The 26,397-nt window shown below is 34.3% G+C and carries 20 protein-coding genes, 2 tRNA genes, 1 pseudogene and 1 other annotated feature; of the genes and pseudogenes, 17 read left to right on the top strand and 6 right to left on the bottom strand.

Annotated elements, in window-relative coordinates; genetic code table 11:
• Positions 1–17: 17 nt before the first annotated feature.
• The 5 genes from rsmG to rpmH all read right to left on the bottom strand — a co-directional run bounded on the left by rsmG (position 18) and on the right by rpmH (position 4,778).
• Complete coding sequence (gene rsmG / locus EDD62_RS06905; RefSeq protein WP_123808057.1) at positions 18–728, bottom strand: 16S rRNA (guanine(527)-N(7))-methyltransferase RsmG; 711 nt, start codon at positions 726–728, stop codon at positions 18–20.
• Positions 721–2,604, bottom strand: a complete 1,884-nt coding sequence (mnmG, locus tag EDD62_RS06900) for a tRNA uridine-5-carboxymethylaminomethyl(34) synthesis enzyme MnmG (protein ID WP_123808056.1) — start codon at positions 2,602–2,604, stop codon at positions 721–723. Before mnmG ends, rsmG begins: the two co-directional genes overlap by 8 nt.
• Before the next feature lie 12 nt (positions 2,605–2,616).
• Entirely contained in the window at positions 2,617–3,996 is a 1,380-nt protein-coding gene (gene mnmE / locus EDD62_RS06895) for a tRNA uridine-5-carboxymethylaminomethyl(34) synthesis GTPase MnmE (RefSeq protein WP_123808133.1), read from the bottom strand.
• A 137-nt stretch (positions 3,997–4,133) separates the two neighbouring features.
• Complete coding sequence (gene rnpA / locus EDD62_RS06890) at positions 4,134–4,502, bottom strand: ribonuclease P protein component (RefSeq protein ID WP_077141075.1); 369 nt, start codon at positions 4,500–4,502, stop codon at positions 4,134–4,136.
• A 138-nt stretch (positions 4,503–4,640) separates the two neighbouring features.
• Positions 4,641–4,778: a 50S ribosomal protein L34 gene (gene rpmH, locus EDD62_RS06885; protein ID WP_000240855.1), complete on the bottom strand. Its 138-nt coding sequence runs from the start codon at positions 4,776–4,778 to the stop codon at positions 4,641–4,643.
• A 581-nt stretch (positions 4,779–5,359) separates the two neighbouring features.
• On the opposite strand from rpmH, the gene dnaA reads away from it, so the two are divergent.
• The 14 genes and pseudogenes from dnaA to EDD62_RS06815 all read left to right on the top strand — a co-directional run bounded on the left by dnaA (position 5,360) and on the right by EDD62_RS06815 (position 24,387).
• Positions 5,360–6,742, top strand: coding sequence for a chromosomal replication initiator protein DnaA (dnaA, locus tag EDD62_RS06880; RefSeq protein ID WP_077141076.1), 1,383 nt, complete (start codon positions 5,360–5,362; stop codon positions 6,740–6,742).
• Between the two features lie 175 nt (positions 6,743–6,917).
• The gene (gene dnaN / locus EDD62_RS06875) at positions 6,918–8,048 is read left to right on the top strand and encodes a DNA polymerase III subunit beta (protein WP_077141077.1); all 1,131 of its coding nucleotides are present in this window, start codon (positions 6,918–6,920) and stop codon (positions 8,046–8,048) included.
• Between the two features lie 117 nt (positions 8,049–8,165).
• Entirely contained in the window at positions 8,166–8,387 is a 222-nt protein-coding gene (locus EDD62_RS06870) for an RNA-binding S4 domain-containing protein (protein WP_192843528.1), read from the top strand.
• Positions 8,384–9,514, top strand: coding sequence for a DNA replication/repair protein RecF (gene recF / locus EDD62_RS06865; protein WP_077141079.1), 1,131 nt, complete (start codon positions 8,384–8,386; stop codon positions 9,512–9,514). Before EDD62_RS06870 ends, recF begins: the two co-directional genes overlap by 4 nt.
• On the top strand, positions 9,507–11,426 hold the full coding sequence (gyrB, locus tag EDD62_RS06860) for a DNA topoisomerase (ATP-hydrolyzing) subunit B (protein WP_077141080.1): 1,920 nt from the start codon (positions 9,507–9,509) through the stop codon (positions 11,424–11,426). The genes recF and gyrB overlap by 8 nt, the downstream gene beginning before the upstream one ends.
• Positions 11,427–11,447: 21 nt before the next feature.
• A pseudogene (gyrA, locus tag EDD62_RS06855) lies at positions 11,448–13,937 on the top strand (DNA gyrase subunit A); the annotation flags it as partial.
• A gap of 142 nt (positions 13,938–14,079) precedes the next feature.
• Positions 14,080–15,747 (top strand): acetolactate synthase AlsS, encoded by a 1,668-nt coding sequence (alsS, locus tag EDD62_RS06850; RefSeq protein WP_123808054.1) that lies wholly within the window; start codon positions 14,080–14,082, stop codon positions 15,745–15,747.
• Positions 15,748–15,757: 10 nt separating this feature from the next.
• The gene (gene budA, locus EDD62_RS06845) at positions 15,758–16,459 is read left to right on the top strand and encodes an acetolactate decarboxylase (protein ID WP_123808053.1); all 702 of its coding nucleotides are present in this window, start codon (positions 15,758–15,760) and stop codon (positions 16,457–16,459) included.
• A 70-nt stretch (positions 16,460–16,529) separates the two neighbouring features.
• Positions 16,530–16,728, top strand: a binding site (T-box leader).
• A 45-nt stretch (positions 16,729–16,773) separates the two neighbouring features.
• Positions 16,774–18,051, top strand: coding sequence for a serine--tRNA ligase (gene serS, locus EDD62_RS06840; RefSeq protein ID WP_123808052.1), 1,278 nt, complete (start codon positions 16,774–16,776; stop codon positions 18,049–18,051).
• Positions 18,052–18,192: 141 nt separating this feature from the next.
• Entirely contained in the window at positions 18,193–19,116 is a 924-nt protein-coding gene (locus EDD62_RS06835) for a DUF2232 domain-containing protein (RefSeq protein ID WP_123808051.1), read from the top strand.
• Positions 19,117–19,125: 9 nt separating this feature from the next.
• Positions 19,126–21,096 carry a DHH family phosphoesterase gene (locus EDD62_RS06830; protein WP_123808050.1) on the top strand — a complete coding sequence of 657 codons (1,971 nt, stop codon included), beginning with the start codon at positions 19,126–19,128 and terminating at the stop codon, positions 21,094–21,096.
• Positions 21,093–21,539, top strand: coding sequence for a 50S ribosomal protein L9 (gene rplI / locus EDD62_RS06825; protein ID WP_123808049.1), 447 nt, complete (start codon positions 21,093–21,095; stop codon positions 21,537–21,539). The genes EDD62_RS06830 and rplI overlap by 4 nt, the downstream gene beginning before the upstream one ends.
• 22 nt (positions 21,540–21,561) lie before the next feature.
• Positions 21,562–22,956 (top strand): replicative DNA helicase, encoded by a 1,395-nt coding sequence (gene dnaB / locus EDD62_RS06820; protein WP_123808048.1) that lies wholly within the window; start codon positions 21,562–21,564, stop codon positions 22,954–22,956.
• 141 nt (positions 22,957–23,097) lie between these two features.
• Positions 23,098–24,387 carry an adenylosuccinate synthase gene (locus EDD62_RS06815; RefSeq protein WP_123808047.1) on the top strand — a complete coding sequence of 430 codons (1,290 nt, stop codon included), beginning with the start codon at positions 23,098–23,100 and terminating at the stop codon, positions 24,385–24,387.
• A gap of 49 nt (positions 24,388–24,436) precedes the next feature.
• Here the strand turns inward: EDD62_RS06815 and EDD62_RS06810 are convergent, their stop codons facing one another.
• Positions 24,437–25,303: a YitT family protein gene (locus EDD62_RS06810; RefSeq protein ID WP_123808046.1), complete on the bottom strand. Its 867-nt coding sequence runs from the start codon at positions 25,301–25,303 to the stop codon at positions 24,437–24,439.
• Positions 25,304–25,421: 118 nt separating this feature from the next.
• On the opposite strand from EDD62_RS06810, the gene EDD62_RS06805 reads away from it, so the two are divergent.
• The 3 genes from EDD62_RS06805 (at position 25,422) to yycF (ending at position 26,386) form a co-directional block, all read left to right on the top strand.
• Positions 25,422–25,496 (top strand) — tRNA-Glu (locus EDD62_RS06805).
• A gap of 7 nt (positions 25,497–25,503) precedes the next feature.
• Positions 25,504–25,576, top strand: a tRNA-Asp gene (locus EDD62_RS06800).
• A gap of 96 nt (positions 25,577–25,672) precedes the next feature.
• On the top strand, positions 25,673–26,386 hold the full coding sequence (gene yycF, locus EDD62_RS06795) for a response regulator YycF (RefSeq protein ID WP_077141090.1): 714 nt from the start codon (positions 25,673–25,675) through the stop codon (positions 26,384–26,386).
• Positions 26,387–26,397 lie beyond the last annotated feature (11 nt).

Raw genomic sequence — 26,397 nt, 5'->3', positions numbered from 1 at the left:
CCAGAATGCTTCTAAAACTATAGTGGTTTTTTATTCGGTGTTCCTGCTTTACGAGGATATTTTTTTGGTGTTTCATATTTCTTTTTTAATAATCCAATCATTCTATGATCTTCTATAACAGGTAAAGTGTCATCATATACCGAATCAACTTCAATACCTAATACTTTAAATGCATGTTGACTATCTTTTAGTTCATCCTGTCCTTTATCACCTTTTAATGTGATAAAATATCCACCTTTTTTAACAAACGGTATGCACAATTCAGAGAGCACTGATAATCGAGCAACCGCGCGAGCAGTGACTGCATCAAAACTTGCTCTTAATTCAGTATGAGCAATATCCTCTGCTCTGCCATGAATAAATCTTACTTTTTCTAATTCTAATTCCATCGCAACTGTATTTAGGAAGTTAATTCTCTTATTTAATGAATCGACAACTGTTATTTGTAAATGTGGAAATATGATTTTTAGAGGGATGCTCGGAAACCCTGCACCGCCTCCAATATCACATAATGATTGAATCGTTAAATAATCAAAATACTTAGCACTTAAAATGCAATCATAAAAGTGCTTTAAATAGACTTCTTCTCGTTCAGTAATCGACGTTAAATTGATCTTTTCATTCCATTCTACGAGAAGTTCAAAATATCTTTCAAACTGATTCAATTGTTCTTCATTGATTTCTATATTGATTTCTTTAAGTTGATTAACAAATTGTGTTTCATTCATGATTGTTAACCCTCGCAATTTTACCTTGTTCTAAATAAACAAGTAATATTGATATATCTGCTGGATTTACACCAGAAATTCTTGCTGCTTGAGCTAAATTTATCGGTTTAACTGTTTTTAGTTTATCTCGTGCTTCAGTCGCCAAACTATGAATTGCATCATAATCTATATTATGTGGAATAGATTTCTCTTCCATTCTTTTAATTTTATTGACTTGAGCAATAGATTTTTCGATATAACCAGCATATTTTGTCTGTATTTCAACTTGTTCTACAACTTCTTTATGCAGCTGAATATCTTCGCCTAAAATTTCAACAATAGATGTATAATCCATCTCAGGTCGTTTCAATAAATCAATCGCTAAAATACCATCTTTTAATGATGTTCCTCCACGTTGTTCGATGACAGCTTGAGTTTTTTCATTTGGTTTAATCCGAATCTCACTCAATCTCTTTTTCTCATCTTCAATCGCTTGTTTCTTATCATTAAACTGAGTATACCTTTCATCACTGATAAGACCTTCCTTATATCCTAATTCAGTTAATCTTAAGTCAGCATTATCGTGTCTTAATAGTAATCGATGTTCAGCACGACTCGTCAATAATCGATACGGTTCATTCGTTCCTTTAGTGACTAAGTCATCAATTAAAACTCCGATATACGCATCCGTCCTACTTAAAATTAATGGATCTTTACCTAGTACTTTATTTGCAGCGTTGATCCCTGCTACTAATCCTTGACCTGCCGCTTCTTCATATCCACTTGTTCCATTGATTTGACCCGCAGTAAATAAATTATGAATCGTTTTCGTCTCAAGAGATGGCCATAACTGTGTTGGTACAATCGCATCGTATTCAATCGCATAGCCTGCTCGCATCATATTCGCTTGTTCTAATCCCGGAATTGTTCTAAGCATATCTCTTTGGACATCTTCTGGCATCGATGTCGATAACCCTTGAACATAAACTTCTTGTGTATCTCGACCTTCAGGTTCTAAGAATATTTGATGTCTCGGTTTATCATTGAATCGAACAATTTTATCTTCAATTGATGGACAATATCTTGGTCCTGTTCCTTTAATCATCCCTGAATACATTGCAGAACGATGTAAGTTATCATCGATAATTTTATGTGTTTCTTCATTAGTATAAGTTAACCAACAAGGTAATTGATCAGTAATGTATTCCGTTGTCTCATAACTAAACGCTCGTACTTCATCATCCCCTGGTTGTATTTCAGTTTCGTCATAATTAATTGACTTTGAATTAACACGAGGCGGTGTTCCTGTTTTAAACCTTACTATTTCAAAATCTAATGCTTTAAGTTGATCAGCAAGTTTAATCGATGGCATTTGATGATTTGGTCCACTTGAGTATTTCAAATCACCAAGAATGATTTCACCACGTAAAAATGTTCCTGTAGTTAAAATAACAGCATCTGCTAAATATTCTGTTCCAATATTAGTCTTCACACCATATACAGTATCATTTTCAATGAGTAGTTCATCAACCATACCTTGTAATATATCTAAATGATCTTGCTGTTCCAATACAGACTTCATTTCACTTTGATATTTAATTTTATCTGCTTGTGCTCTGAGTGCTCTTACTGCTGGTCCTTTACCTGTATTCAATAAACGCATTTGTATATGAGTCTTATCAATAACCTTGGCCATTTGACCACCAAGAGCATCGACTTCTCGTACAACGATACCTTTAGCCGGTCCACCGACACTTGGATTACATGGCATAAAAGCAATACTATCCAAGTTTATTGTAAGCATTAATGTTTTTAACCCTTTGCGACTTGCTGCAAGCCCTGCTTCTACACCAGCATGTCCAGCACCTACAACAATTACATCATACTTTATTGACATAAATTCTTCACCTTACTTTCCTAAACAAAATTGACTAAATAGCTGATCAATTAATCCTTCATCCGCTTGAGCACCAATTACTTCACCAAGTAATTCCCATGTTTTAATTAAATCAATTTGCACTAAATCGATTGGAACACCTTCTTCTGCAGAACTCAGTGCATCTTCTATTGATTCTTTCGCTTGTTCAATTAACTGAATATGACGAGCGTTAGAAAGATACGTTGCATCTTGCATTTCAACAGAACCATCAAAAAATAGTGATGCAATACTTTCTTCTAATTCATCAATTCCTTGATCTGTTGTAATTGATGTGTACACAAATTCTGCATTAGATAGAATTGATTTAATTTCATCAATATTCACACGTTGTTCTAAATCCACTTTATTGATAATAACAATAACTTCCTCATTTTTTAAGTAATCCATTAATCGATAATCATCTTCATTTAAAGTTTCATTTTGATTGATAACATACAAGACAAGATCTGCTTGTTTTAATGCTGTATGACTTCTTTCCACACCAATTTTTTCAACGATATCTTCTGTCTCTCTGATGCCAGCAGTATCAATTAATCTTAGTGGAACACCTCTTATATTAACAAACTCTTCTAATACATCTCGAGTTGTTCCAGCGACATCTGTCACAATCGCTTTATTATCTTGAATCATTGCATTCAACAATGAACTTTTACCAACGTTTGGTCGTCCAACGATGACGGTCGATAGTCCATCTCTCATGATTTTACCTTGACTCGCTGTCTGAAGTAATGAAGTAATTTCACGTGAAACATATTGCGCATTTGTCTTTAATAACTCTGTTGTTGCTTCTTCAACATCATCATATTCAGGATAATCGATATTGACTTCCACTTGAGCGAGAATTTCTAATATATATTGTCTCAACGTTTCAATTTTCATTTTTAATCGACCATTTATTTGTTGCAAAGCAACTTTAGAAGCTTTTGACGTTTTTGCATGAATAATATCCATTACACCTTCTGCTTGTGTTAAATCAATTCGACCATTTAGAAATGCCCTCTTCGTAAATTCACCTGGTTCAGCCAATCTAGCACCATGCTTTAAAGTTAATTGTAAAACTTGCTGTAGCGAATGTATTCCACCGTGACAATTAATTTCCACTACATCTTCTGATGTATAAGTTTTCGGAGCCTTCATTACAGCAATCATAACTTCATCTATTGCGTCATGTGAATGAGGATCAATGATATGACCATAATTCATCGTATGTGATTCCACTTCTGTTAATCGAAACTTTCCTTTATATAAAGTGTCAGCAATTTTTATAGCATTAGTCCCTGATAACCGTACAATTCCTATAGCTCCTTCACCCATCGGTGTAGATATACTTGAAATCGTATCAAATTCCATCATTTAGTCATCACCTCTCTTATTAATATGTGCCGATATGAGAATTTTAGTGTTTAATTTAATGATATACATAAATGTATTATACCGTATTGTTTCATGTGAAACATAAAATGAATCTTATTCATTATCTTTGATTGCTATCCACTTTTATTTTTATTCGTACGCTTGGCTTCTTTCTTAAAAGAATTTGCGACAGAAAATACATGATATAATGATTTTTCCATCTCTTGCTGGGTCATATTAATCACTGGATGCCTTGCAATAATAATGTAGCGTCCATATTTCAATTCGTGCTGCAACTTTTGGCAAATAACTCTAACACGACGTTTTATTTTATTGCGCATCACAGCATTTCCTAATTTTTTAGAAATTGATAATCCAAATTGATGGCCTCTATCAATATCCTGATCTAAATATATGATAAATTGCCTATTCGCGAACGACTTTTTCTTTTTATATACTGATTGAAAATCACTGTTTCTCTTTAATCTTAATGACTTCTTCATTTTATACACCTTATTACCATATATTTTGTACTATTATATGTTATCACATATCTTTAGATCATTTTATTTAAAGCTTATATTCTAAGAAATATAAAAAATAGACTGCTGACAATATCAGCAGTCTTATTTTATCTGACTTTAAGCAGAAAGTACTTTTCTTCCTTTACGACGACGACGCGCTAATACTTTACGTCCATTTTTTGTACTCATTCTCTTACGAAAGCCATGTACTTTACTATGTTTACGTTTGTTTGGTTGATACGTACGTTTTACCATGAATAGACACCTCCATTAAATATTGTTCATCTATAGTGAATATCACGGATTTACTTTCTTTCAATCTTAATACATATAATATGCATATATAGAGTACTCTAACTCATCAATATGATTCACTATGATGTTCTACCTCTTGAACAGTAACTATTAAAGAATAACAAAATAGAGTCAATAAAGCAATAGTTTTTTAATGCTTATGTTTACTAATATTGTGGATAACTTATATGTTTTTTTGAAATTTTGTGGATAATACTGTGAACTACATGATTATTTTATGAATGTTATACCCAGAATTATAAACATTTCTTTAACTTATTCACATATGTGATATAAAAAGTGAGTTATCCCCTGAATATGTGGATAACTTATTATAATGTGTGTAACTCTAGTCATTATTATTCAGTATTCCTAGAAAAATATTGTGGATAAGTGTATAATGTTTCTATGTTATGCATAGTTTATACACATATGTGGATAACTTTTTTATTAAGATGTTATTATTGTTATTCACATGTGCAAAACTTTAAGCTTTTAAAACATATAAAACAATCAATTATCATCAATAGAGGAGACATATTATGACAAGATCAGACTCGTATGAAAAAGGGCTGAACTCGATATGGGATAATGTTTTATCTTATGTAGAGAAAAACCTTGAACCTGTCAGTTTTAAAAACTGGTTCGAACATTCTAAAATTAAAGAATTTAACAATGAAAAATTGAAAATTGAAGTGAAAGACGATTTTAATAAATATTGGATTGAAAACAATTATGTTGATTTAATTAAAGAAGCTGTTAAAGAGACGACTGGTGCTGATGTTTCTATTGAGGTGAATGCAATCTCTGAACAAAAAGATACTTCACTTTATGATTCAAATAAGACTCGAAATGATGAAGCTCAAAAAGATGAACTTCCAACACCTAATAAATTGTTAGACGGCATATTAAATGAAAATAATACGTTTGAAACATTTGTTACGGGAAGTGGAAATCAATTTGCTCATGCAGCGAGTTTGGCCGTTGCAGAGTCTCCTGCAAAAGCTTATAACCCTTTCTTTATATACGGCGGTGTTGGATTGGGGAAAACGCATTTAATGCAAGCGATTGGTCACTATGTGAAGAAGACAAAGCCTGATGCAAACATCGTTTATCTATCCAGTGAGAAATTTACAAATGACTTCATTAATTCAATACGTGATAACAAGACCGAGCAATTTAGAAACAAATATCGAAACGTTGATTTATTACTTATTGACGATATTCAGTTTTTAGCAGGTAAAGAGCAAACTCAAGAAGAATTTTTCCATACATTTAATGCATTGCACGAAGCGAAAAAACAAATTGTCATGACAAGTGATCGTACACCTAAAGATATCCCTACCTTAGAAGATCGACTAGTCAATCGATTTGAATGGGGACTCATTACAGATATTACACCACCAGATTTAGAAACAAGAATTGCGATTTTAAAAAAGAAGTGTGCTGAAGATGGACTTAATATTCCAAGTGATTTATTAAGCTATATCGCAAACCATATTAGCACCAATGTTAGAGAACTAGAAGGTGCATTAAATCGAGTCATTGCGTATAGTAATATTGTAAACGAAGAACTTACATTAGACATTGTCAGCGAAGCACTTAAAGATATCGTCAGACAACCTGCAATGAAAAGATTATCAATTCAAGATATACAAACTGCTGTCGGTGAGCATTTCAATATTGACATTGAAATGTTTACGAGTAAAAGTCGTAAAGCTGCCATTGCATTGCCAAGACAAATTGCGATGTACTTATCTCGTGAAATGACAGAGTACTCATTACCGAATATCGGAGAAAAATTTGGGGGACGAGATCATACTACTGTGATTCATGCATATGATAAGATTAAAAAACTTGCTAAAGATGACCCAACAATGAAGCGAGATCTTGATGCAATTAAGCAAAAACTTATCGACAATTAAAAAATAACTGTGGATAACTTTTTTATCTTTAGTCACATGTTATCCACAGCGTTTAAGTATAGAAATCTACTATTATTTTAAAGTTTTACACAAATCCACAAGCCCTATTACTTTTACTACGATTTTTATATATAATATAATTAAAATAAATAATATATAGAAGAGGAGATTTTTCATGAAATTTACAATTGATCGTTCTTTATTATTTGAACATTTAACCAATGCTATAAAAGTAATTTCACCGCGCAATACAATGCCTGTTTTATCAGGAATTAAATTAGAAATCTCTAATTCACAATTAACAATCGTTGGTAGTGATTCTGATATGTCTATAGAACTTACAATACCAACTCAAAATGAAGAAGAACAAATCATTGAAGTGACTACTCCAGGTGCAATTGTATTACCTGGTAAATTTTTTGTAGACATTATTAGGAAATTACCTGGTGATGATGTAACGATTGAATCTAAAGAAAATAATCATGCGATTATTAAATCAAAAAGTGCTGAATTTAATGTGACAGGAGTCGATCCTGATCAATATCCATTATTACCAGAAGTGTCTAAAGAAGAATCGATTGAATTACCAATTAGCTTACTTAAGAAGATAATCAATCAAACAAGCTTTGCTGTGTCATCATCAGAAACGCGACCAATATTGACTGGTGTTTTATTTGAAACATCAGGTAACACATTAAAATTTACAGCAACAGATTCACACCGATTAGCTTATCGTGAAGTTACTATTGAGCAATCTTTACCTGAGTTAAAGCATGTCATTCCTGGTAAAGCATTCGTTGAATTAAGTAAGGTTATTGATGAACATGATGATCCGATTCAAATTTCATTTGCGAACAACCAAGTTTTATTTGAATACAACGAGTTAAAGTTTATTTCAAGATTACTTGAAGGAAATTACCCAGATACATCAAGGTTGTTCCCTGATCAATATGAAACTAAGATAGACGTCAATAAAGATTTATTATTAAAGTCAACAGAACGTGCTAGCCTATTAGCAAAAGAAGCAGGCAATCATGTCACTAAAATCTCTGTTAAAGATCAAATCGTTGAAATTAGTGCAAATTCACCTGAAGTAGGAGAGACTAAAGAAACGGTTGATGTCAATTCAATTGATGGTGAAGAAATCAAATTAAATTTCAATTCAAAATATATGATGGATGCATTAAAATCTGTTGATGATGATCATGTCGTTATTGAATTCTCTGGTACAATGAAACCATTTATTATCAAACCTCAATCGACTGATGATTTAAAACAATTAATTTTACCAATTAGATCATATTAATCTCATATATGAAGCATATAAAGGGCTTAAGGAAAATCATTCCTAAGCCCTTTATTTAATGCATTTATTCACAATTAATAGTATAATGAATAAGTAACATATTAGTGAGGTGAGATCATGGAAATCGTTCATTTACCTGACTTTATGACATTAGGTCAATTCCTGAAATATGAAGGAATTATTGATACAGGTGGACATGCTAAATATTTTTTAGCGGATTATGAAGTGCTATTGAATGGTGAAAGAGAGCATCGTCGCGGTAAAAAATTAAATCATTTAGATGTTGTCACAATCGAAGATGTTGGAACTTATCAAATTCAATACGAACAAGACGCATGATTATTGAATCCATTAAGCTACAACAATTTCGTAACTACGAGCATCTAGAAGTTGATTTTCATCCTAAGATGAATATTTTTATCGGTCAAAATGCGCAAGGTAAGACGAATTTATTGGAGTCTATATATCATATTGCGCTTGCTAAATCGCATAGAACATCTGTTGATCAAGAACTTATTCGATGGGATGCACAACAATCTAAAGTAGAAGCAAAGATGACTTATCAATATGGACACATCCCTTTGTCTTTAGAACTTTCTGCTAAAGGCAAAAAAGCTAAAGTGAATTATTTGGAACAAGCTAAGTTATCACAATATATAGGTCATTTAAACGTCGTCTTATTCGCACCTGAAGACTTAACAATTGTTAAAGGATCTCCTGCGTATAGAAGACGTTTTATTGATATTGAATGCGGTCAAATGTCACATATTTATTTGAACACATTAAGCTCTTTTGTGAGAATTCATAAACAAAAGAATGCGTTATTAAAACAGCTTAAATATCAATCTAGTGAAGCCTTAAAGATACAGCTTGAAGTAATGAATGAACAATTTTCGAAACTTGCTATTGAATTGACTGAACGACGTCACTTATTCATTCAAAAATTACTCGAATATGCGAAAAAAATTCATTGTGATATTTCCAATCAAAGCGAGCAATTGTCAATTAAATATGTATCAAATATTGATGGACATATCGAAACAGAAGAAGCGTTGAATCAATTTTTAAATGATCATCAGCATAAAGAAATTGAACGACAAACCTCGTTATATGGACCTCATCGTGATGATATTACATTCCATATTAATGGCTATGATGTCGGTAAATATGGCTCACAAGGACAGCAGCGCTCAACAGCATTGAGTACGAAACTTGCTGAAATCGAATTGATCAAAGAAGTTGTAGGAGAATATCCAGTATTATTATTAGACGATGTGTTAAGTGAGTTAGATGATCATCGACAATCTCACTTGTTAAGTTCAATTCAAAACAAAGTCCAAACTTTTGTCACGACGACGAATATCCATGGCATTAATCACAGTATACTGGATGATGCGAATATATATACCATTGAAGCAGGACAATTAGCCTTAACGAATGAAAGAGAGCGTGAAAACAATGACTGAAAAGAATAATCAAGAATATGGTGCGAGTCAAATACAAGTATTAGAAGGCCTTGAAGCGGTCCGTAAAAGACCAGGAATGTATATTGGATCTACAGCGAGTAAAGGATTACACCATCTCGTATGGGAAATTGTAGACAATAGTATTGATGAAGCACTTGCTGGTTATTGTGATGAAATACATATTACAATCGATCAAGATAATTGGATAGAAGTAAGTGATAATGGACGTGGTATCCCAGTTGATATGCAAGAGAAGATGGGAAGACCTGCTGTAGAAGTAATCCTTACAGTCCTGCATGCCGGAGGAAAATTCGGTGGCGGAGGATACAAAGTGTCAGGTGGTCTACATGGTGTAGGTTCATCAGTTGTAAATGCTTTAAGTGAAGATTTAGAAGTATACGTTAAACGTGACGGAAAAGTACACCACCAAGCGTATAAACGAGGTGTTCCTCAATTTGACTTGAAAGTTATTGATACAACAGAAGAAACAGGCACAATGATTCGCTTTAAAGCAGATGAGACGATTTTCACTGAGACAAGTGATTATGAATACGATACTTTGAAGAAAAGAAGTAAAGAGTTAGCATTTTTAAATAAAGGGATTACGATTCATCTATTAGATAAAAGAACTGAAGAAGAACAATCTGATACGTATTACTTTGAAGGTGGTATTAAATCGTTCGTCGAACAATTAAACGAGACAAAAGAAGCAATTCATGATGAAGTAATTTATTGTCATGACGACAAAGATGACATCGAAGTTGAAATTGCACTACAATATAACGATGGATTTAATTCAAACCTACTGACGTATGCAAATAACATTCACACATATGAAGGTGGAACGCATGAAGAAGGTTTCAAACGGTCATTAACTCGTGTGATTAATAATTATGCAACGCAGCAAAATATTTTGAAATCAGGTGATGATCGATTATCAGGTGAAGATGTAAGAGAAGGTATGACTGCAATTGTGTCAATCAAACATCCAGATCCTCAGTTTGAGGGACAAACGAAGACTAAACTTGGTAACTCTGAAGTTCGAGCAATTACTGATACACTATTTTCAAATTTATTTGAAACATTTCTAATGGAAAATCCAACCATCGCAAAGATTATTGTTGATAAAGGGATTATGGCTCAACGTGCAAGAATGGCTGCTAAAAAAGCACGTGAGGTGACACGTCGTAAATCAGCATTAGAAGTGACAAGTTTGCCCGGGAAATTAGCAGATTGTTCGTCTAAAGATCCTACTGAATCAGAATTATTTATCGTTGAGGGTAACTCAGCGGGCGGTAGTGCAAAATTAGGTCGAGATAGCCGAATTCAAGCGATTCTACCTTTACGTGGTAAAATCTTAAACGTTGAAAAAGCTAGGCTTGATAAAATTTTAAATAACAATGAAATCCGTTCAATGATTACAGGGCTTGGTACCGGAATTGGTGATGAGTTCGATATTTCAAAAGCTAGATATCATAAAGTCGTTATCATGACCGATGCTGATGTTGATGGAGCACATATAAGAACGTTATTACTGACGTTCTTCTACCGATTTATGAGACCTTTAATTGAAGCGGGATATGTTTATATCGCTCAACCACCACTATACAAAGTAGAAGTTGGTAAAAAAAGTGAATATGTATTCGATGATCGAGCTTTACAATCAATGCTTGACAGTATGAAAGAGAATACGAAGTATCAATTGTCACGATTTAAAGGTTTAGGTGAGATGAAGGCTGATCAACTATGGGATACGACAATGAATCCAGACTCAAGAACATTGTTACAAGTGACGTTAGATGATGCGATAGAGGCAGACCAAACCTTTGAAATGTTAATGGGAGACGTTGTAGAAAATCGACGTAAATTCATTGAAGACAACGCACAGTATGTAGAGAATCTAGACGTATAATCGATTAAGGAGGTATGATGGATGGATAATACACCGAATGAACAACGTTCGAATATTAATATTTCTAAAGAAATGAAACAATCGTTTTTGGATTATGCCATGAGTGTTATCGTATCTCGTGCATTGCCGGATGTGCGTGATGGATTGAAACCAGTACATCGTAGAATACTATATAGTATGCATGATAATGGAATGACAGCAGATAAGGCTTATAAGAAATCTGCAAGAATTGTTGGGGATGTAATGGGTAAATTTCACCCTCACGGAGATTCATCGATTTATGATGCGATGGTGAGAATGGCTCAATTTTTCAGTTACCGATATATGTTAATTGATGGCCAAGGAAACTTCGGGTCAATGGATGGCGATGAAGCAGCGGCACAACGTTATACAGAAGCACGCATGAGTAAAATTGCGATGGAATTAATGCGTGATATTAACAAGGATACGATTGATTTCGAAGATAACTATGATGGAAATGAAAGAGAGCCGTCTGTTCTACCGGCAAGATTCCCAAATCTATTAGTCAATGGTGCGAGTGGTATCGCGGTTGGTATGGCAACAAATATCCCACCACATAACTTAAATGAAGTGATTGATGGTGTAATTAGCTTATCGAAAAATCCTGATATTACAATTCAAGAATTGATGGAAGATATTCAAGGTCCTGACTTTCCAACGAGTGGTCTTATTCTTGGAAAATCTGGTATTAAGAAAGCATATGAAACTGGACGTGGCTCTGTCATTATGAGAGCAAAAACGGACATTGAAGAACAATCGAATGGAAAAAGTCGTATTGTCATTACTGAAATTCCGTACCAAGTCAATAAAGCACGTCTCGTTGAAAAAATTGCAGAACTTGCACGAGATAAAAAAATTGACGGTATTACAGATTTACGAGATGAAACATCGCATAAAGTCGGAGTAAGAATTGTTATCGAGTTAAGACGAGATGTGAATGCCAATGTTGTGTTGAATAACTTATACAAACAAACACCATTACAAACGAACTTTGGAATGAATATGCTCGCCCTTGTGAATGGTCAACCTCAAGTATTAAATTTAAAGGAAATACTATTTCATTACTTAGAGCATCAAAAACAAGTCATTTATCGACGTACGAAGTTTGAATTAAAGAAAGCAGAAGATCGTGCCCATATTTTAGAAGGTCTTCGTATCGCACTAGATCATATTGATGAAATTATTAAATTAATCCGTGGATCTGAGACAGATGAAGAAGCAAAGAATGGCTTGATTAACGAATTTAGCTTAAGTGATAGACAAGCACAAGCAATTTTAGATATGCGGTTACGTCGTTTAACTGGGTTAGAACGTGACAAAATTGAAGATGAATATCAACAGTTAATGGAGCGTATTAAAGAGTTAAGAGCCATTTTAGAGGATAGTGAGCGTATTTTAGAAATTATTAGAGAAGAATTATTAGAGATCAAAAATAAATTCGGTGATGAACGTAGAACTGAGATTACGTTTGGTGATACTAACTTAATTGAAGATGAAGATTTAATACCAGAAGATACGATTGTTGTCACATTAAGTCATAATAACTATATTAAGCGATTATCGTCTTCAACATATCGTTCACAAAACCGTGGCGGCCGTGGTATTCAAGGTATGAATACTGCAGATGAAGACTTTGTTTCTCAACTTGTGACAATGAATACTCATAGTCATCTATTATTCTTTACGAATAAAGGAAGAGTATACAAAATCAAAGGTTATGAAATACCTGAACTGTCTAGACAATCAAAAGGAATTCCGATCATTAACGTCTTAGAACTTGATAAAGATGAAACAATTAGTACGATGATTGCGATTGAAAACTTAGAAGAAGATAATGAATACTTAATCTTTGCAACAAAAGATGGTATTGTGAAGCGTTCTTCTTTAAATGATTATGCACGAATTAACCGTAATGGTAAGATTGCAATTAACATTCGAGAAGAAGATGAATTAATTGCAGTAAGGCATACAACAGGAAATCAAGAGATTATACTTGGGACAAAAAATGCATCATTAATTAGATTTAAAGAAGATCAGCTGAGACCAATTAGCCGAACAGCAACTGGAGTTAAAGGAATCTCACTTCGTGAAGGTGATGAAGTCGTTGGATTGGATATATTAAGGCCTAATTCGAATGAAGAAATATTGATTGTAACAGAAAAAGGTTATGGAAAACGAACACATGAAAGTGAATATAGACTCTCAAATCGTGGTGGTAAAGGAATTAAAACGGCTAACATTACGGACAAAAACGGACCTATCGTAAGAGTCACAACGGTTACTGGAGAAGAAGAGTTAATCATTGTGACCGATCAAGGTGTGATTATTAGATTGCACGTCGAAGACATTTCTCAAACTGGTCGTGCAACACAAGGTGTAAGATTAATTAAACTTGGTGAAGACCAAAAAGTTGCAACATATGCCAAATTGATTGAATCAGATGAAGATGATGAAGACGAAAGCAATAATGAAGAAGATGATGAATCAACAATTGTTTCACATGAAACATAACATTAAGATAAAACCATTTTTATGGTTTTATCCTTTTTTTATAAACAAAAAAGTTGAAGGAATATTTTAATCATATTAACATAGTAGGAGTAATAAATATTTAAGTAAAGGGGATTATATAATGAGTAAAACTGGTGGAGATTTATTTGTAGATACGCTAATAAATCACGGGGTTACACATGTATTCGGTGTACCCGGAGCGAAAATAGACAAAGCATTTGATGTTTTAGAAGAAAGAGGTCCGGAAGTAGTCGTGACACGACATGAACAAAATGCGACGTTCATTGCACAAGGTATTGGACGAATTACTGGAAAACCGGGTGTTGTGCTTGTTACAAGTGGACCTGGGATAACGAACTTAGCAACTGGACTTGTTACAGCTAATTCAGAAAGTGATCCCGTTGTTGCGATTGGTGGTAATGTGAAACAAGAAGATAGTCTTAAGAGAACGCATCAATCATTAGATAATGCAGGGTTGATGAGTCACATTACGAAGCATTCTGTTGAAGTTCAATCACCAAACAGCATATCTGAAGCAGTAACGAATGCATTTCGGGCAAGTGTTGAAGGCCGTAAAGGAGCAGCTTTTGTCAGTATTCCTCAAGATATTATCTCATCAACTAATCTTGATGTTGATGCATTGACAGTTAAAGAACCACCTATTCTTGGTCCAGCTCCATCTTATGAAATTGATACATTGGCCCAAAAAGTGAAAAATGCTAAGTTGCCAGTATTCTTACTTGGGATGAGGGCTTCTTCTGAACAAAATACAGAAGCAATTCGAAAGTTTATGACAAATAATCCTATCCCCGTCGTTGAAACTTTCCAAGGATCAGGGATTATTTCACGTGAACTTGAAGAACACTTTTACGGTCGTATCGGGTTATTTAGAAATCAACCAGGAGACGAATTATTAAAGCATTCAGACTTAATAATTACGGTTGGATATGACCCGATAGAATATGATCCAGTTATTTGGAATAAAGAAAATGATAAAAACATTATTCATATCGATGAAGTACAAAGTGATATAGATAATCATTATTCACCAATGACTGAACTTATTGGAAATACCGCTTTAACGATTCAACGCTTAGATGAGAAGCTCGATGTTGGAGATGTTGAAATCGATAATGATGGTAAAGCATTATTATCTCGTATTACTCAGCTCATACATGATAAGTATGAGTTACCAGCTGATATTTTAGAGTCAGAGCGCGTTAACCCTAAACATATAATAAAGACAGTACAAGAACTAATTGATGATGAAACAACAGTTACAGTTGATGTGGGTTCGCTATATATTTATATGGCACGTTACTTTAGAAGTTATTCCCCACGACATCTACTATTTTCAAATGGTATGCAAACACTGGGTGTTGCGCTACCGTGGGCAATTGCAGCTTCTGTAGTAAGACCTGGTAAAAAAGTTGTCTCAATGGCTGGTGATGGTGGATTTCTATTCTCTGGTCAAGAGTTAGAGACTGCTGTCAGACTAAAAGCACCAATCGTACAGCTAATATGGAATGATGGTTATTATGATATGGTTAAATTCCAACAAGTTGATAAGTATGGTAAAAATGCAGCTGTTGAATTGGGTCCAGTGGACTTTGTAAAATATGCCGAGTCAATGGGCGCTAAAGGATATAGAGTAAATCATTCAAAAGAGTTAGAAGATGTATTGAAGAAAGCATTAAATGAAGAAGGTCCTGTAGTGGTTGATATTCCAGTAGATTATAGTAATAATGCTGAATTGATGGCTGATTTATTACCTGACTCTACAAATTAGGAGGGATTTTATGAATAAGGTTACACAATTTTCTACAATGGGAGCACTCGTAGGAGGTCGTTTTGAAGGTGCATTCCCGATAAAAAACATTATTGAATCTGGTGATCATGGTATAGGTACATTGGAAGGTTTGAATGGTGAACTTATAATATTGGAAGGTAAACCATATGTAATTGAAAGTACAGGGTTAGTCCGAGAAGTTTCAGAAGATGAGATGTCACCTTATGCAAGCGTCATGGATTTCCAACCAACTAAAACTTTTAATTTAAAAGGTAGTTACAATAAATCTCAATTAGATGAAATAATGACTAAGGAAATTAATGGGGAGAACCATTTCCATGGTGCGAAAATTACTGGTAAGTTTAAAGTCATTAATGCAAGATCTGCAAAGAAACAACAACAACCGTATCCTAAATTAGTCGATGCGGTTAAAGAGCAAGGATATTTTGATTTTGAATCAACTGAAGGGACATTATTTGGATTTTATACACCTCATTTCATACAAGGTATTGGTGTAGGAGGATACCATGTACATTTCTTGAGCCATGATTTAAAAAAAGGTGGCCATGTATTTGATTATGAAATTGAAGATGTTAAAGTTGAGTTAGCTTTACAACAAGACTTTCTGATGAAAATGCCAAATACAGATGAGTATTTCTCAACGGATTTAAATGATCCAGAAATGTTGCAAGATATTGAAGCGAGTGAATAAATCAATTAAAATTATAGTGAATTAGTTGTCAGTTACATTCTTGTATGTTAATATATTGTCAAATTTAAATATTTGTTTGTTATTTGGGATAAGTAGTGTATGTGTTATATAAAGAGACATAGTGGTTGGTGGAAACTATGATATAACATACATGAAATTCTACCCATACAATTTAACAAACCGACGTATAGTCGTTAATCATTGAGTGAATAGTAACCGTATTCAGTTATTATTAATTAGGGTGGCAACGCGTTTACCACGTCCCTTGTATTTATAGGGACGTGGTATTTTTTTATTATAAAGGAGGAAATATTATGTTAGATGTTAAATTATTACGTGAACAAGAACAGTTACTAAAAGACAAATTAAAAGCTCGACAAATGGATCCATCTGTTGTTGATCAATTAAGAGAAGATGATAGTTATCGTCGTGAACTCATTCAACAAACAGAAACATTGAAAGCTGAGCGTAATAAAGTATCTGGTCAGATTGCAGAATTGAAACGTAATAAAGAAAATGCAGATGATGCAATTCAAGCAATGCGTGAAGTCGGAGACAAAATTAAAGAGATTGATGAGCAGTTAAATACTTTAAATGAAAAATTTAACGAAACATGGGCAGGTCTACCAAACTTAGTTCATGACGATATACCACACGGCGAATCAGAAGATGATAATGTTGAAATTAGAAAGCATGGTGAAGTGAGATCATTTGATTTTGATCCGAAAGCACATTGGGATATTATCGATGATTTGGGTATGGCTGATTTTGAACGAGCGGCTAAAGTGAGTGGTGCACGATTTGTCTTCCTAACGAAAGACGGTGCACGTTTAGAACGTGCACTAATGAACTTCATGTTAGATGTGCATACAGGAGAGCACGGTTATGAAGAAATGGTCACACCTCAGCTTGTGAACCCTGATAGTATGTATGGTACTGGACAATTACCTAAGTTCGAAGAAGATTTATTCAAAATTAACAAAGAAGAACTATATACTATTCCGACGGCTGAAGTGCCACTCACTAACTTTTATCGTAATGAAGTATTATCATCTGATCAACTTCCTACTAAATTTACTGCTCAAACAGCATGCTTTAGAAGTGAAGCAGGATCTGCTGGACGTGATACACGAGGTTTGATTCGATTACATCAATTTAATAAGGTGGAGATGGTTCGTATTGAGCATCCTGATCAATCAATGGACGCATTAGAAGAAATGACAACTCATGCTGAAAAAATTCTTCAATTATTGAAATTACCTTATAGAGTCATTGAACTATGTGATGCAGATATTGGATTTGGTGCAGCTAAGACGTATGATATAGAAGTATGGTTACCAAGTTATGATGCATATAAAGAAATTAGTTCATGTTCTAATATGACAGATTTTCAAAGTAGACGATCTAATATGCGCTTTAAAGCAACGCATGATGCAAAACCTGAATTTGTTCATACGCTGAATGGTTCAGGACTTGCAGTCGGTCGAACATTTGCGGCAATCGTTGAAAACTATCAAAACGAAGATGGCTCTATTACGATACCGGACGCATTAGTTCCTTATATGAACAATAAGACGTATATCGAAAAATAACGAACAATAATACGATAATCTATTAAGCTCTTAATTGGATGATGTCCATTTAAGAGCTTTTAATTCTATTTGTTTGAGGTTTGAACCTATTACATATAGAATAGTAGTATTGTGTAATTTACATTGGAAGGAAGGTTTCACGTGAAAACAAGTGCATTAGACCATATTAAATTTATAGGAGCAGTTACATTTTTTATATTATTAATTATGTTTGTTCCAATCATTTCATTTTTATTCATACCGATTATGGTTGGTATCGGGTTAATGTATATTAATAGAAATGTCATTAGCTATTATTATACTTCTATGATGCTATTTATTATTTTATACTTATTTTTTAGTCCATATGTCTTTATTATATTTGCTGCAACGATGTTTAGTATATTATTTATTCATCGATTGATTCAAAAGAGAGAATCATTTGAAAAAATTACACTTGCATCAGGTAGCTTATTTGGTGCATATGTTCTTATGTTTATTTTAATTTTGCAAGGGTTTAAAGAAATCCCTCTATTTGATCAGTTATTTGAAACATTACATCATTCATATTATGATGCGTTAGAGCAATATGAAAAGATGGGTATGGCAATCCCAGATGCAGTGGTTGATGTTCAATTAGACGCAATCAATATGTTATATGTTAGTATACCGAGTTACATTATTTTTGGTGGTATTATACTGTTTTGGATTTCTAATATGATTGGTTTTGTCATTGCAAAGAAACACGGAGTGATTGTACCGAAGATGAAGCCAATATGGGCATGGAATTTCTCTAAATCTTTAGCGTATATCTATTTAGTTCTAATGCTAATGAATATCATGAATGAAGATCATCAAGGAAGTTTCTATAGTGTAGTCACTAATAGTATCAATATGGTAGAATGGTTTATGATAGTTCAAGGGATTACAGTCATTGTATTCTTTTTCGCCTATAAGAAAATTCCACATATTATTACCGGGATAGTCGTAGTGATCGCGTTACTGTTTAACCCAATTACTATGTTAATCGGTTTAATTGACTTGTTATTTAAGCTAAAAGAAATGATTGTCAAATCTAAGAGGTGACTTAAAACAATGAACCCAATTTATTCTAAGAAAGTCCTAACGGTTCCGTTTATCGTCTTGAGTATATTCATATTGTTTTTATGTGGGTATATCGTATCGAAGCATTTTTATTACGGACTCATTATTTTAATCGTTGGAATATTGCTTATTTTGACTTTAGCGTTTGTCATGTTTAAGCAATTGCAAAGCAATGAGCAAGCGATACAGCATATTCATACTAAAGTTGAAGAGCATCATAACTATGCCATTAGCCATTTACCGTTTGGATTAATACTTTTATCAAAAGATCAGAAAATTTATTGGATGAATGATTTTATGAAATCATATTTGAATGAAGAATACTTAAATCATGATATTAATGAAGTCTTCACAAATATTAATTCAAAATTAAAACTATCAGAAGACCGTAGAGTAGATGTTAATTACGGTGAGCACAATTTTGAAATTATACAATCAACGGATGAATTCGCGTTATATATATTTGATCGTACGAATGAATTTAATTTAAGTGAGCAATTAGAACATCATATGCCGATCATCGGGACGTTGTTTTTGGATAACTACGATGATGTCACACACAATATGAGTGATTCAGAGCGGTCACAGTTGAATAGTCGCGTGACGAATGAAATCAATCGATGGGCGAGTGAGAATAATACGTATGTAAAGCGATTTTCTAATGATCGTTTCTTACTTGTATTAAATGCACTCAGATTAAAAGATATTGAACATGTAAAATTTAATATTTTAGATATTATTCGAGAGCAGACGACTTGGAATAACCAAGTGACATTATCCATCGGAATTGGTGAAGGAACGACAGACTTGGTTCGATTAGGAGAACTTAGTCAATCAGCACTTGATTTGGCACTTGGTCGAGGTGGTGACCAAGTTGCGATCAAAAATGATAACGGTAATATTAGATTCTATGGGGGTAAGACAGACCCAATGGAGAAGCGAACGCGTGTCAAAGCTCGAGTCGTATCTCACGCATTACGAGATATATTGCTTGAAGGAGATAACGTGTTAATTATGGGACATAAAGGCCCTGATATGGATGCGATTGGTGCAGCGATTGGTGTTAGCAGAATCGCAAGGTTGAATGATTTAGATTCGTATATCGTATTAAATGATGAAGATATTGATGCGACATTATCTCGGGTTATGGAGGAGATTAATGAAAAAGAAGAGTTAAGCTCACAATTTATTACGAGTGATAGAGCGAGCCAGCTCATCAATGATCGTACAACATTAGTCATCGTCGATACGCATAAACCTGACATGGTGATAGATCCGAAATTGTTGAAAAAAGCGAAGCGTAAAGTAGTCATTGATCATCATAGACGTGGTGAAGAGTTTATTGACAATCCATTGCTCGTATATATGGAGCCTTATGCAAGTTCGACTGCAGAACTTGTCACTGAATTGTTTGAGTATCAACCGAAAGATAAGAAAATTTCACGTCTCGAAGCGACAGTAATGCTTGCCGGTATTATCGTTGATACGCGTAACTTTACGTTAAGAACGGGATCTAGAACATTCGATGCAGCAAGTTATTTAAGAAGTCATGGGGCAGATACGATATTATGTCAAGAATTCTTAAAAGATGACTTAAAAACTTATATGAGACGTTCAGAAATTATACAAACCGTTGATGTTCATGATAATGGTGCAGCGATTGCACATGGTGACGTAGAAGAAATATACCATCCTGTAACAGTCGCACAAGCTGCAGATGAATTGTTAAGCATCGATGGTGTCAAAGCATCATTTGTTGTGGCTAAACGAAGTAACAATGTAGTCGGTATATCAGCAAGATCTTTGGGTGATGTGAACGTTCAATTGATCATGGAAGATTTAGGTGGTGGCGGACATTTAAGCAATGCTGCTACACAGATGAAAGATGTAACGGTTGAAGAAGCTATCGAATCACTTCAAGAAGTTGTTTTGAAACATTTAGAAGGAGAGGAAGAAGAATGAAAGTAATATTTACAGAAGATGTGAAAGGTAAAGGTAAGAAAGATGAAGTTAAAGATGTCCCTGTAGGATATGCTCAAAACTTCTTATTGAAGTTTAATAAAGCTGTTGAAGCAACACCGCATAACCTTAAGATGTTAGAGAAAAAACAACAGAAAAAAGAAGAAAATTTACAACAAGAACTAGACGATGCGAAAGCATTGAAAGAGAAGTTAGAAGCAATTGAAGTAGAAATTGCGCATAAAGTAGGTCAAGATGGACGAATCTTTGGTTCTGTATCATCAAAACAAATTGCAGATGGGTTGAAATCACAACATGATATTAAACTTGATAAGCGTAAAATTGAACTTGATGAACCAATTAAAGCGTTAGGTTATCGTAACGTTGACGTTAAGCTTCATAAAGATGTGAAGGCGACATTAAAAGTACACACTGTTGAAGAATAATTAAAAGAATGGAGGCAATGAGATGTTTGAGCAAAATCAACATATCCCGTTTAGTATAGATGCTGAGAAATCTGTTTTAGGTGCGATATTAATTGATCCTGAACATGGTTTGCAACGTGCTCAAAACTTATTGCCTCAAGATTTTTATTATCAAAACCATCAACATATTTTCGAATCGATGCTTAAGCTTTATGATAAAAATGAACAAGTTGATACGACAACATTAGTTAACGCTTTAACGAAAGAAGGTGTCTTGCAAGACATAGGAGGCCCTTTATACATCGCTGAATTAGCACAGTTCGTACCAACGAGTCGTAATATTGATTACTATATAGAGATTGTAGAAAATTATAGTTTGAAGCGACAATTAATTTATGCCGCGCAAGATATAGCACGCGATGGAATGAATGAAGAGATTGATTTAGACGATTTGTTATCAGAAGCTGAAAAAATGATTTCATCCATTGGCCAAGGACGTGGCAGTGAAGGATTTAAAGACATTAATTCAGTGATGCATGAAGTGTATGAAATGATCGAACAACGTACACGTTCGAATGGTGAGACAACTGGAATTCCGAGTGGTTACGCATCCCTTGATCGAATGACATCAGGATTTGGTAAGAATGACCTTATTATTTTGGCGGCTAGACCATCTGTCGGAAAGACAGCTTTCGCATTAAATATCGCTCAAAATATTGCCTTGAATAAGCAAGATGATTATAGTGTTGCAGTGTTTTCATTAGAGATGGGAGCAGATCAACTTGCAACCCGTATGGTGTGTTCAGTCGCAAACTTAGATTCTAATAAGCTACGAACAGGGCAATTTGATCAAAGTGACTGGGATCGATTTATCTTTGCAATTGGTGAATTAGGAAAGTCAAAGATGTTTATCGATGATACACCAGGTATTAAAATCAATGATATTCGTGCCAAAAGTCGTGCGTTAAAGCAAGAGCATGGCCTAGACATGATTATTATTGATTATTTACAGCTCATTCAAGGCTCTGGCCTTAGAAAAGGTGAGAACAGACAACAAGAAGTATCTGAAATATCTAGAACATTGAAAGAAATTGCAAGAGAGCTTGAAGTGCCCGTCATTGCATTGTCACAGTTATCACGTGGTGTTGAACAACGTCAAGATAAACGACCTATGTTGAGCGATATTCGAGAATCAGGAAGTATCGAACAAGATGCGGATATCGTTGCATTCTTATATCGTGATGATTATTATCAACGTGAAGCAGAGGATGAAGATGGTAATGTAAGTCAGAATGATCAAGAAGACAACGGTATCGTTGAAGTTATTTTAGCAAAGCACCGTAATGGACCGACGGGTACGGTACCATTAATCTTTGTTAAAAAACATAATAAATTTAATTCAATCGATGAGCGATATGCCGAACAATATATGGGTTAATGCTCCTATTTTGAACATAAATAACATTTATTTACGAATGTTATTTATGTTCTTTCTTTGTTTGTTCGTGTATGTATTGCAAATTGATCTAATCATTGGTAAACTATCATTGCTTTGTAAAACAAAATTGGAGGCTATAACATGAGTGGTATTGTAGTTGTTGGAACACAATGGGGAGATGAAGGTAAAGGGAAGATCACTGACTTTTTAAGTGAACAAGCAGATATGATTGCGAGATTTTCTGGCGGCAATAATGCTGGTCATACAATTAAATTTGATGGTGAAACGTATAAATTACACTTAGTTCCTTCAGGAATATTTTATGAGGATAAGACGAGTGTCATTGGAAATGGCGTCGTGATTGACCCAATCTCTGTATTAAAAGAGTTAGATCAATTGAATGAACGTGGTATTAAGACAGACAATTTAAAAATCTCAAACCGTGCACACGTTATATTCCCATATCACTTATTGCTAGATGAGTTAGAAGAAGTGGCACGCGGTGACGATAAAATTGGGACGACAAAAAAAGGAATTGGCCCTTGTTACGTTGATAAAGTTCAACGTGTAGGAATCCGTGTCGGTGATTTATTAGATCAAGAAGTCTTCAAAAAGAAATTAATGAAATCAATCGAAACTAAAAATAAAATATTTAAAGCATTATATGATCATGATGGTGTATCATTTGATGATATTTATGATCAATACGTTGAAGCAACAGATCGATTAAGACCTTATATTACAGATACAGCGAAAGTATTAGATGATGCATTCAAGCGAGATGATAATGTGTTATATGAAGGTGCGCAAGGTGTTATGTTAGATATCGATCATGGTACGTACCCATTCGTCACATCAAGTAATCCAATCGCCGGGAATGTATGTGTTGGAACAGGTGTTGGACCAACATTAATTGATCACGTTGTAGGCGTATGTAAAGCATATACTTCAAGAGTTGGAGATGGTCCATTTCCGACAGAATTATTTGATTCAGATGGTGAACATATTCGTGAAGTAGGACGAGAGTATGGAACGACGACTGGCCGTGCAAGACGCGTCGGTTGGTTTGATTCTGTTGTTGTTAGACATGCAACACGTGTATCAGGTATAACCGATTTGTCGTTGAATTCGATTGATGTGTTGAGTGGATTGAAAGAAGTTAAAATTTGTACAGCGTATGAAGTAGATGGTGAACATATTACTGAATACCCATCAACGTTAGAAGAATTAGAGCGTAGTACACCAATCTATGAAACAATGCCAGGATGGGAAGAAGATATTACTGCATGTCAATCGTTAGAAGAACTTCCAGAGAATGCATATAATTATGTGAAGCGCATTAGCGAGTTATGTAATGTTGAAATATCAATCTTTAGTGTAGGACCAGATCGTAATCAAACGGTGATGTTGAAGGATATGTGGAACCAATAAAAAATAAAAACTGCGGAAGATAATCAATTTATCTTCCGCAGTTTTTCGATTAATGGATATCCCTCTTCTTAAAACGTCCTCCTCTTACTTCTGTAATGTTGCCAAGTGCGATAAAACATGAAGGATCTATTTCAAGGACGATATCTTTAAGCTTTGCTTCTTCTAATCGAGTAATGACACAGAACACTACTTTCTTGTCATCACCGGTATATGCGCCTTCCCCACTCAAGTAGGTTACACCACGACCCAAACGATCATTAATTGTATCACCAATTTCTTCGTACTCATCACTAATAATCCAAACGCTCTTCGATTCATCAAGCCCTTGTACGACGATATCTATAGACTTATACGCAATAAAGTATGAAATCATTGAATAAAGTGCTGATTCCCATGTAAATACAAATCCAGCAGCAATGAAGATAAATAAATTAAAGAGCATTACAATTTCACCAACAGAGAATGGTGATTTTTTGTTTAATAAAATCGCTAATATTTCCGTACCATCAAGTGACCCTCCATATCTAATGACAAGTCCTACACCTATGCCTAGAATCACACCTCCAAATATTGTAGCCAAAAAGACTTCACTAACAAATGGCTCGATCGGGTTTAATAAGGCAGTTGAAATCGATAAGATTGTAATACCGTATAATGTTGATAGTGCAAACGTTCGACCAATCTGTTTGTAGCCTAAAAAGAAGAATGGAATATTTAGTAGGAAGATAATAAGCCCTAATTTTATTTTTGTTAAGTGACTTGTAATGATTGAGATGCCTACAATCCCACCATCTAATACATTATTTGGAACGAGAAATAACTCAAGGGCGACAGCCATTAAAATGGCACCAAGGGTAATAAAGAAGAATCGCTTAAGTTTCTCTTTAAGCGGCATTTTGCGATGTATTTTTTTCATTTTGACAAACCTTTCCTGTATATTATAAGTTTATTATAATAAAATAAAGTAACTTTTGTAAAAATATATTGCAATATATATTATTTGAGTGATATAATTTATCTTGTGTTAAAAATTAGGCCCCTTGGTCAAGCGGTTAAGACACCGCCCTTTCACGGCGGTAACACGGGTTCGAATCCCGTAGGGGTCACCATTTAATTGGTCCTGTGGTGTAGCGGTTAACATGCCTGCCTGTCACGCAGGAGATCGCGGGTTCGATTCCCGTCAGGACCGTAATGAAGTTTAACGTCATCTTATTTTATAAGATGACGTTTTTTTAGTATAATAGAAGATGGATAAGAATATGAATATGAAGTGGAGTGTTATCATATGGCGAAGTCTATCGTAGTAGTTGATGATGAAAAACCGATTGCTGATATTCTGGAGTTTAATTTAACAAAAGAAGGTTACGATGTTCATGTAGCATACAATGGGCAAGATGCTGTGGATATGATCTATAATGTTGAACCGGATATCGTATTATTAGACATTATGTTACCAGGTATGGACGGTATGGAAGTCTGTCGTGAAGTACGAAAAAAATACAATATGCCAATCATTATGTTGACAGCTAAAGACTCAGAGATTGATAAAGTATTAGGTCTTGAACTTGGTGCAGATGATTATGTCACTAAACCGTTCTCTACTCGTGAGCTCATCGCAAGGGTTAAAGCGAATTTACGTCGTCATTATGCTAAGCCACAAGATGCAGATGAAAATGAATCGAATGAAATTAATATACATGAAATTACTGTTTTACCAGATGCTTATACAATTCAAAAGCGCGGAGAAACGATTGATTTGACACATCGTGAGTTCGAACTATTCCATCATTTGGCGAAGAATCCGAATCAAGTAATGAGTCGTGAGAATTTACTTGAAACGGTATGGGGTTATGATTATTTCGGAGATGTGAGAACGGTTGATGTAACAATTAGAAGATTACGTGAAAAAATCGAAGATGACCCATCACACCCTGAATATATCGTAACAAGAAGAAGTGTCGGATATTTCCTTCAAGACCAAGCCCAAAAAGAAGAATAGATAAATAAGGG

The organism is Abyssicoccus albus (assembly GCF_003815035.1).
GTDB lineage: Bacteria > Bacillota > Bacilli > Staphylococcales > Abyssicoccaceae > Abyssicoccus > Abyssicoccus albus.
Note: the sequence above shows the minus strand (reverse complement) of the source record. Positions and strands in the feature narration are given on the sequence as shown.

What these genes read in the sequence shown, in the direction of transcription:
- rsmG (WP_123808057.1), bottom strand. Translation starts at nt 728, where the DNA reads ATGAATGAAACACAATTTGTTAATCAACTTAAAGAAATCAATATAGAA.
- mnmG (WP_123808056.1), bottom strand. Translation starts at nt 2,604, where the DNA reads ATGTCAATAAAGTATGATGTAATTGTTGTAGGTGCTGGACATGCTGGT.
- mnmE (WP_123808133.1), bottom strand. Translation starts at nt 3,996, where the DNA reads ATGGAATTTGATACGATTTCAAGTATATCTACACCGATGGGTGAAGGA.
- rnpA (WP_077141075.1), bottom strand. Translation starts at nt 4,502, where the DNA reads ATGAAGAAGTCATTAAGATTAAAGAGAAACAGTGATTTTCAATCAGTA.
- rpmH (WP_000240855.1), bottom strand. Translation starts at nt 4,778, where the DNA reads ATGGTAAAACGTACGTATCAACCAAACAAACGTAAACATAGTAAAGTA.
- dnaA (WP_077141076.1), top strand. Translation starts at nt 5,360, where the DNA reads ATGACAAGATCAGACTCGTATGAAAAAGGGCTGAACTCGATATGGGAT.
- dnaN (WP_077141077.1), top strand. Translation starts at nt 6,918, where the DNA reads ATGAAATTTACAATTGATCGTTCTTTATTATTTGAACATTTAACCAAT.
- EDD62_RS06870 (WP_192843528.1), top strand. Translation starts at nt 8,166, where the DNA reads ATGGAAATCGTTCATTTACCTGACTTTATGACATTAGGTCAATTCCTG.
- recF (WP_077141079.1), top strand. Translation starts at nt 8,384, where the DNA reads ATGATTATTGAATCCATTAAGCTACAACAATTTCGTAACTACGAGCAT.
- gyrB (WP_077141080.1), top strand. Translation starts at nt 9,507, where the DNA reads ATGACTGAAAAGAATAATCAAGAATATGGTGCGAGTCAAATACAAGTA.
- alsS (WP_123808054.1), top strand. Translation starts at nt 14,080, where the DNA reads ATGAGTAAAACTGGTGGAGATTTATTTGTAGATACGCTAATAAATCAC.
- budA (WP_123808053.1), top strand. Translation starts at nt 15,758, where the DNA reads ATGAATAAGGTTACACAATTTTCTACAATGGGAGCACTCGTAGGAGGT.
- serS (WP_123808052.1), top strand. Translation starts at nt 16,774, where the DNA reads ATGTTAGATGTTAAATTATTACGTGAACAAGAACAGTTACTAAAAGAC.
- EDD62_RS06830 (WP_123808050.1), top strand. Translation starts at nt 19,126, where the DNA reads ATGAACCCAATTTATTCTAAGAAAGTCCTAACGGTTCCGTTTATCGTC.
- rplI (WP_123808049.1), top strand. Translation starts at nt 21,093, where the DNA reads ATGAAAGTAATATTTACAGAAGATGTGAAAGGTAAAGGTAAGAAAGAT.
- dnaB (WP_123808048.1), top strand. Translation starts at nt 21,562, where the DNA reads ATGTTTGAGCAAAATCAACATATCCCGTTTAGTATAGATGCTGAGAAA.
- EDD62_RS06815 (WP_123808047.1), top strand. Translation starts at nt 23,098, where the DNA reads ATGAGTGGTATTGTAGTTGTTGGAACACAATGGGGAGATGAAGGTAAA.
- EDD62_RS06810 (WP_123808046.1), bottom strand. Translation starts at nt 25,303, where the DNA reads ATGAAAAAAATACATCGCAAAATGCCGCTTAAAGAGAAACTTAAGCGA.
- yycF (WP_077141090.1), top strand. Translation starts at nt 25,673, where the DNA reads ATGGCGAAGTCTATCGTAGTAGTTGATGATGAAAAACCGATTGCTGAT.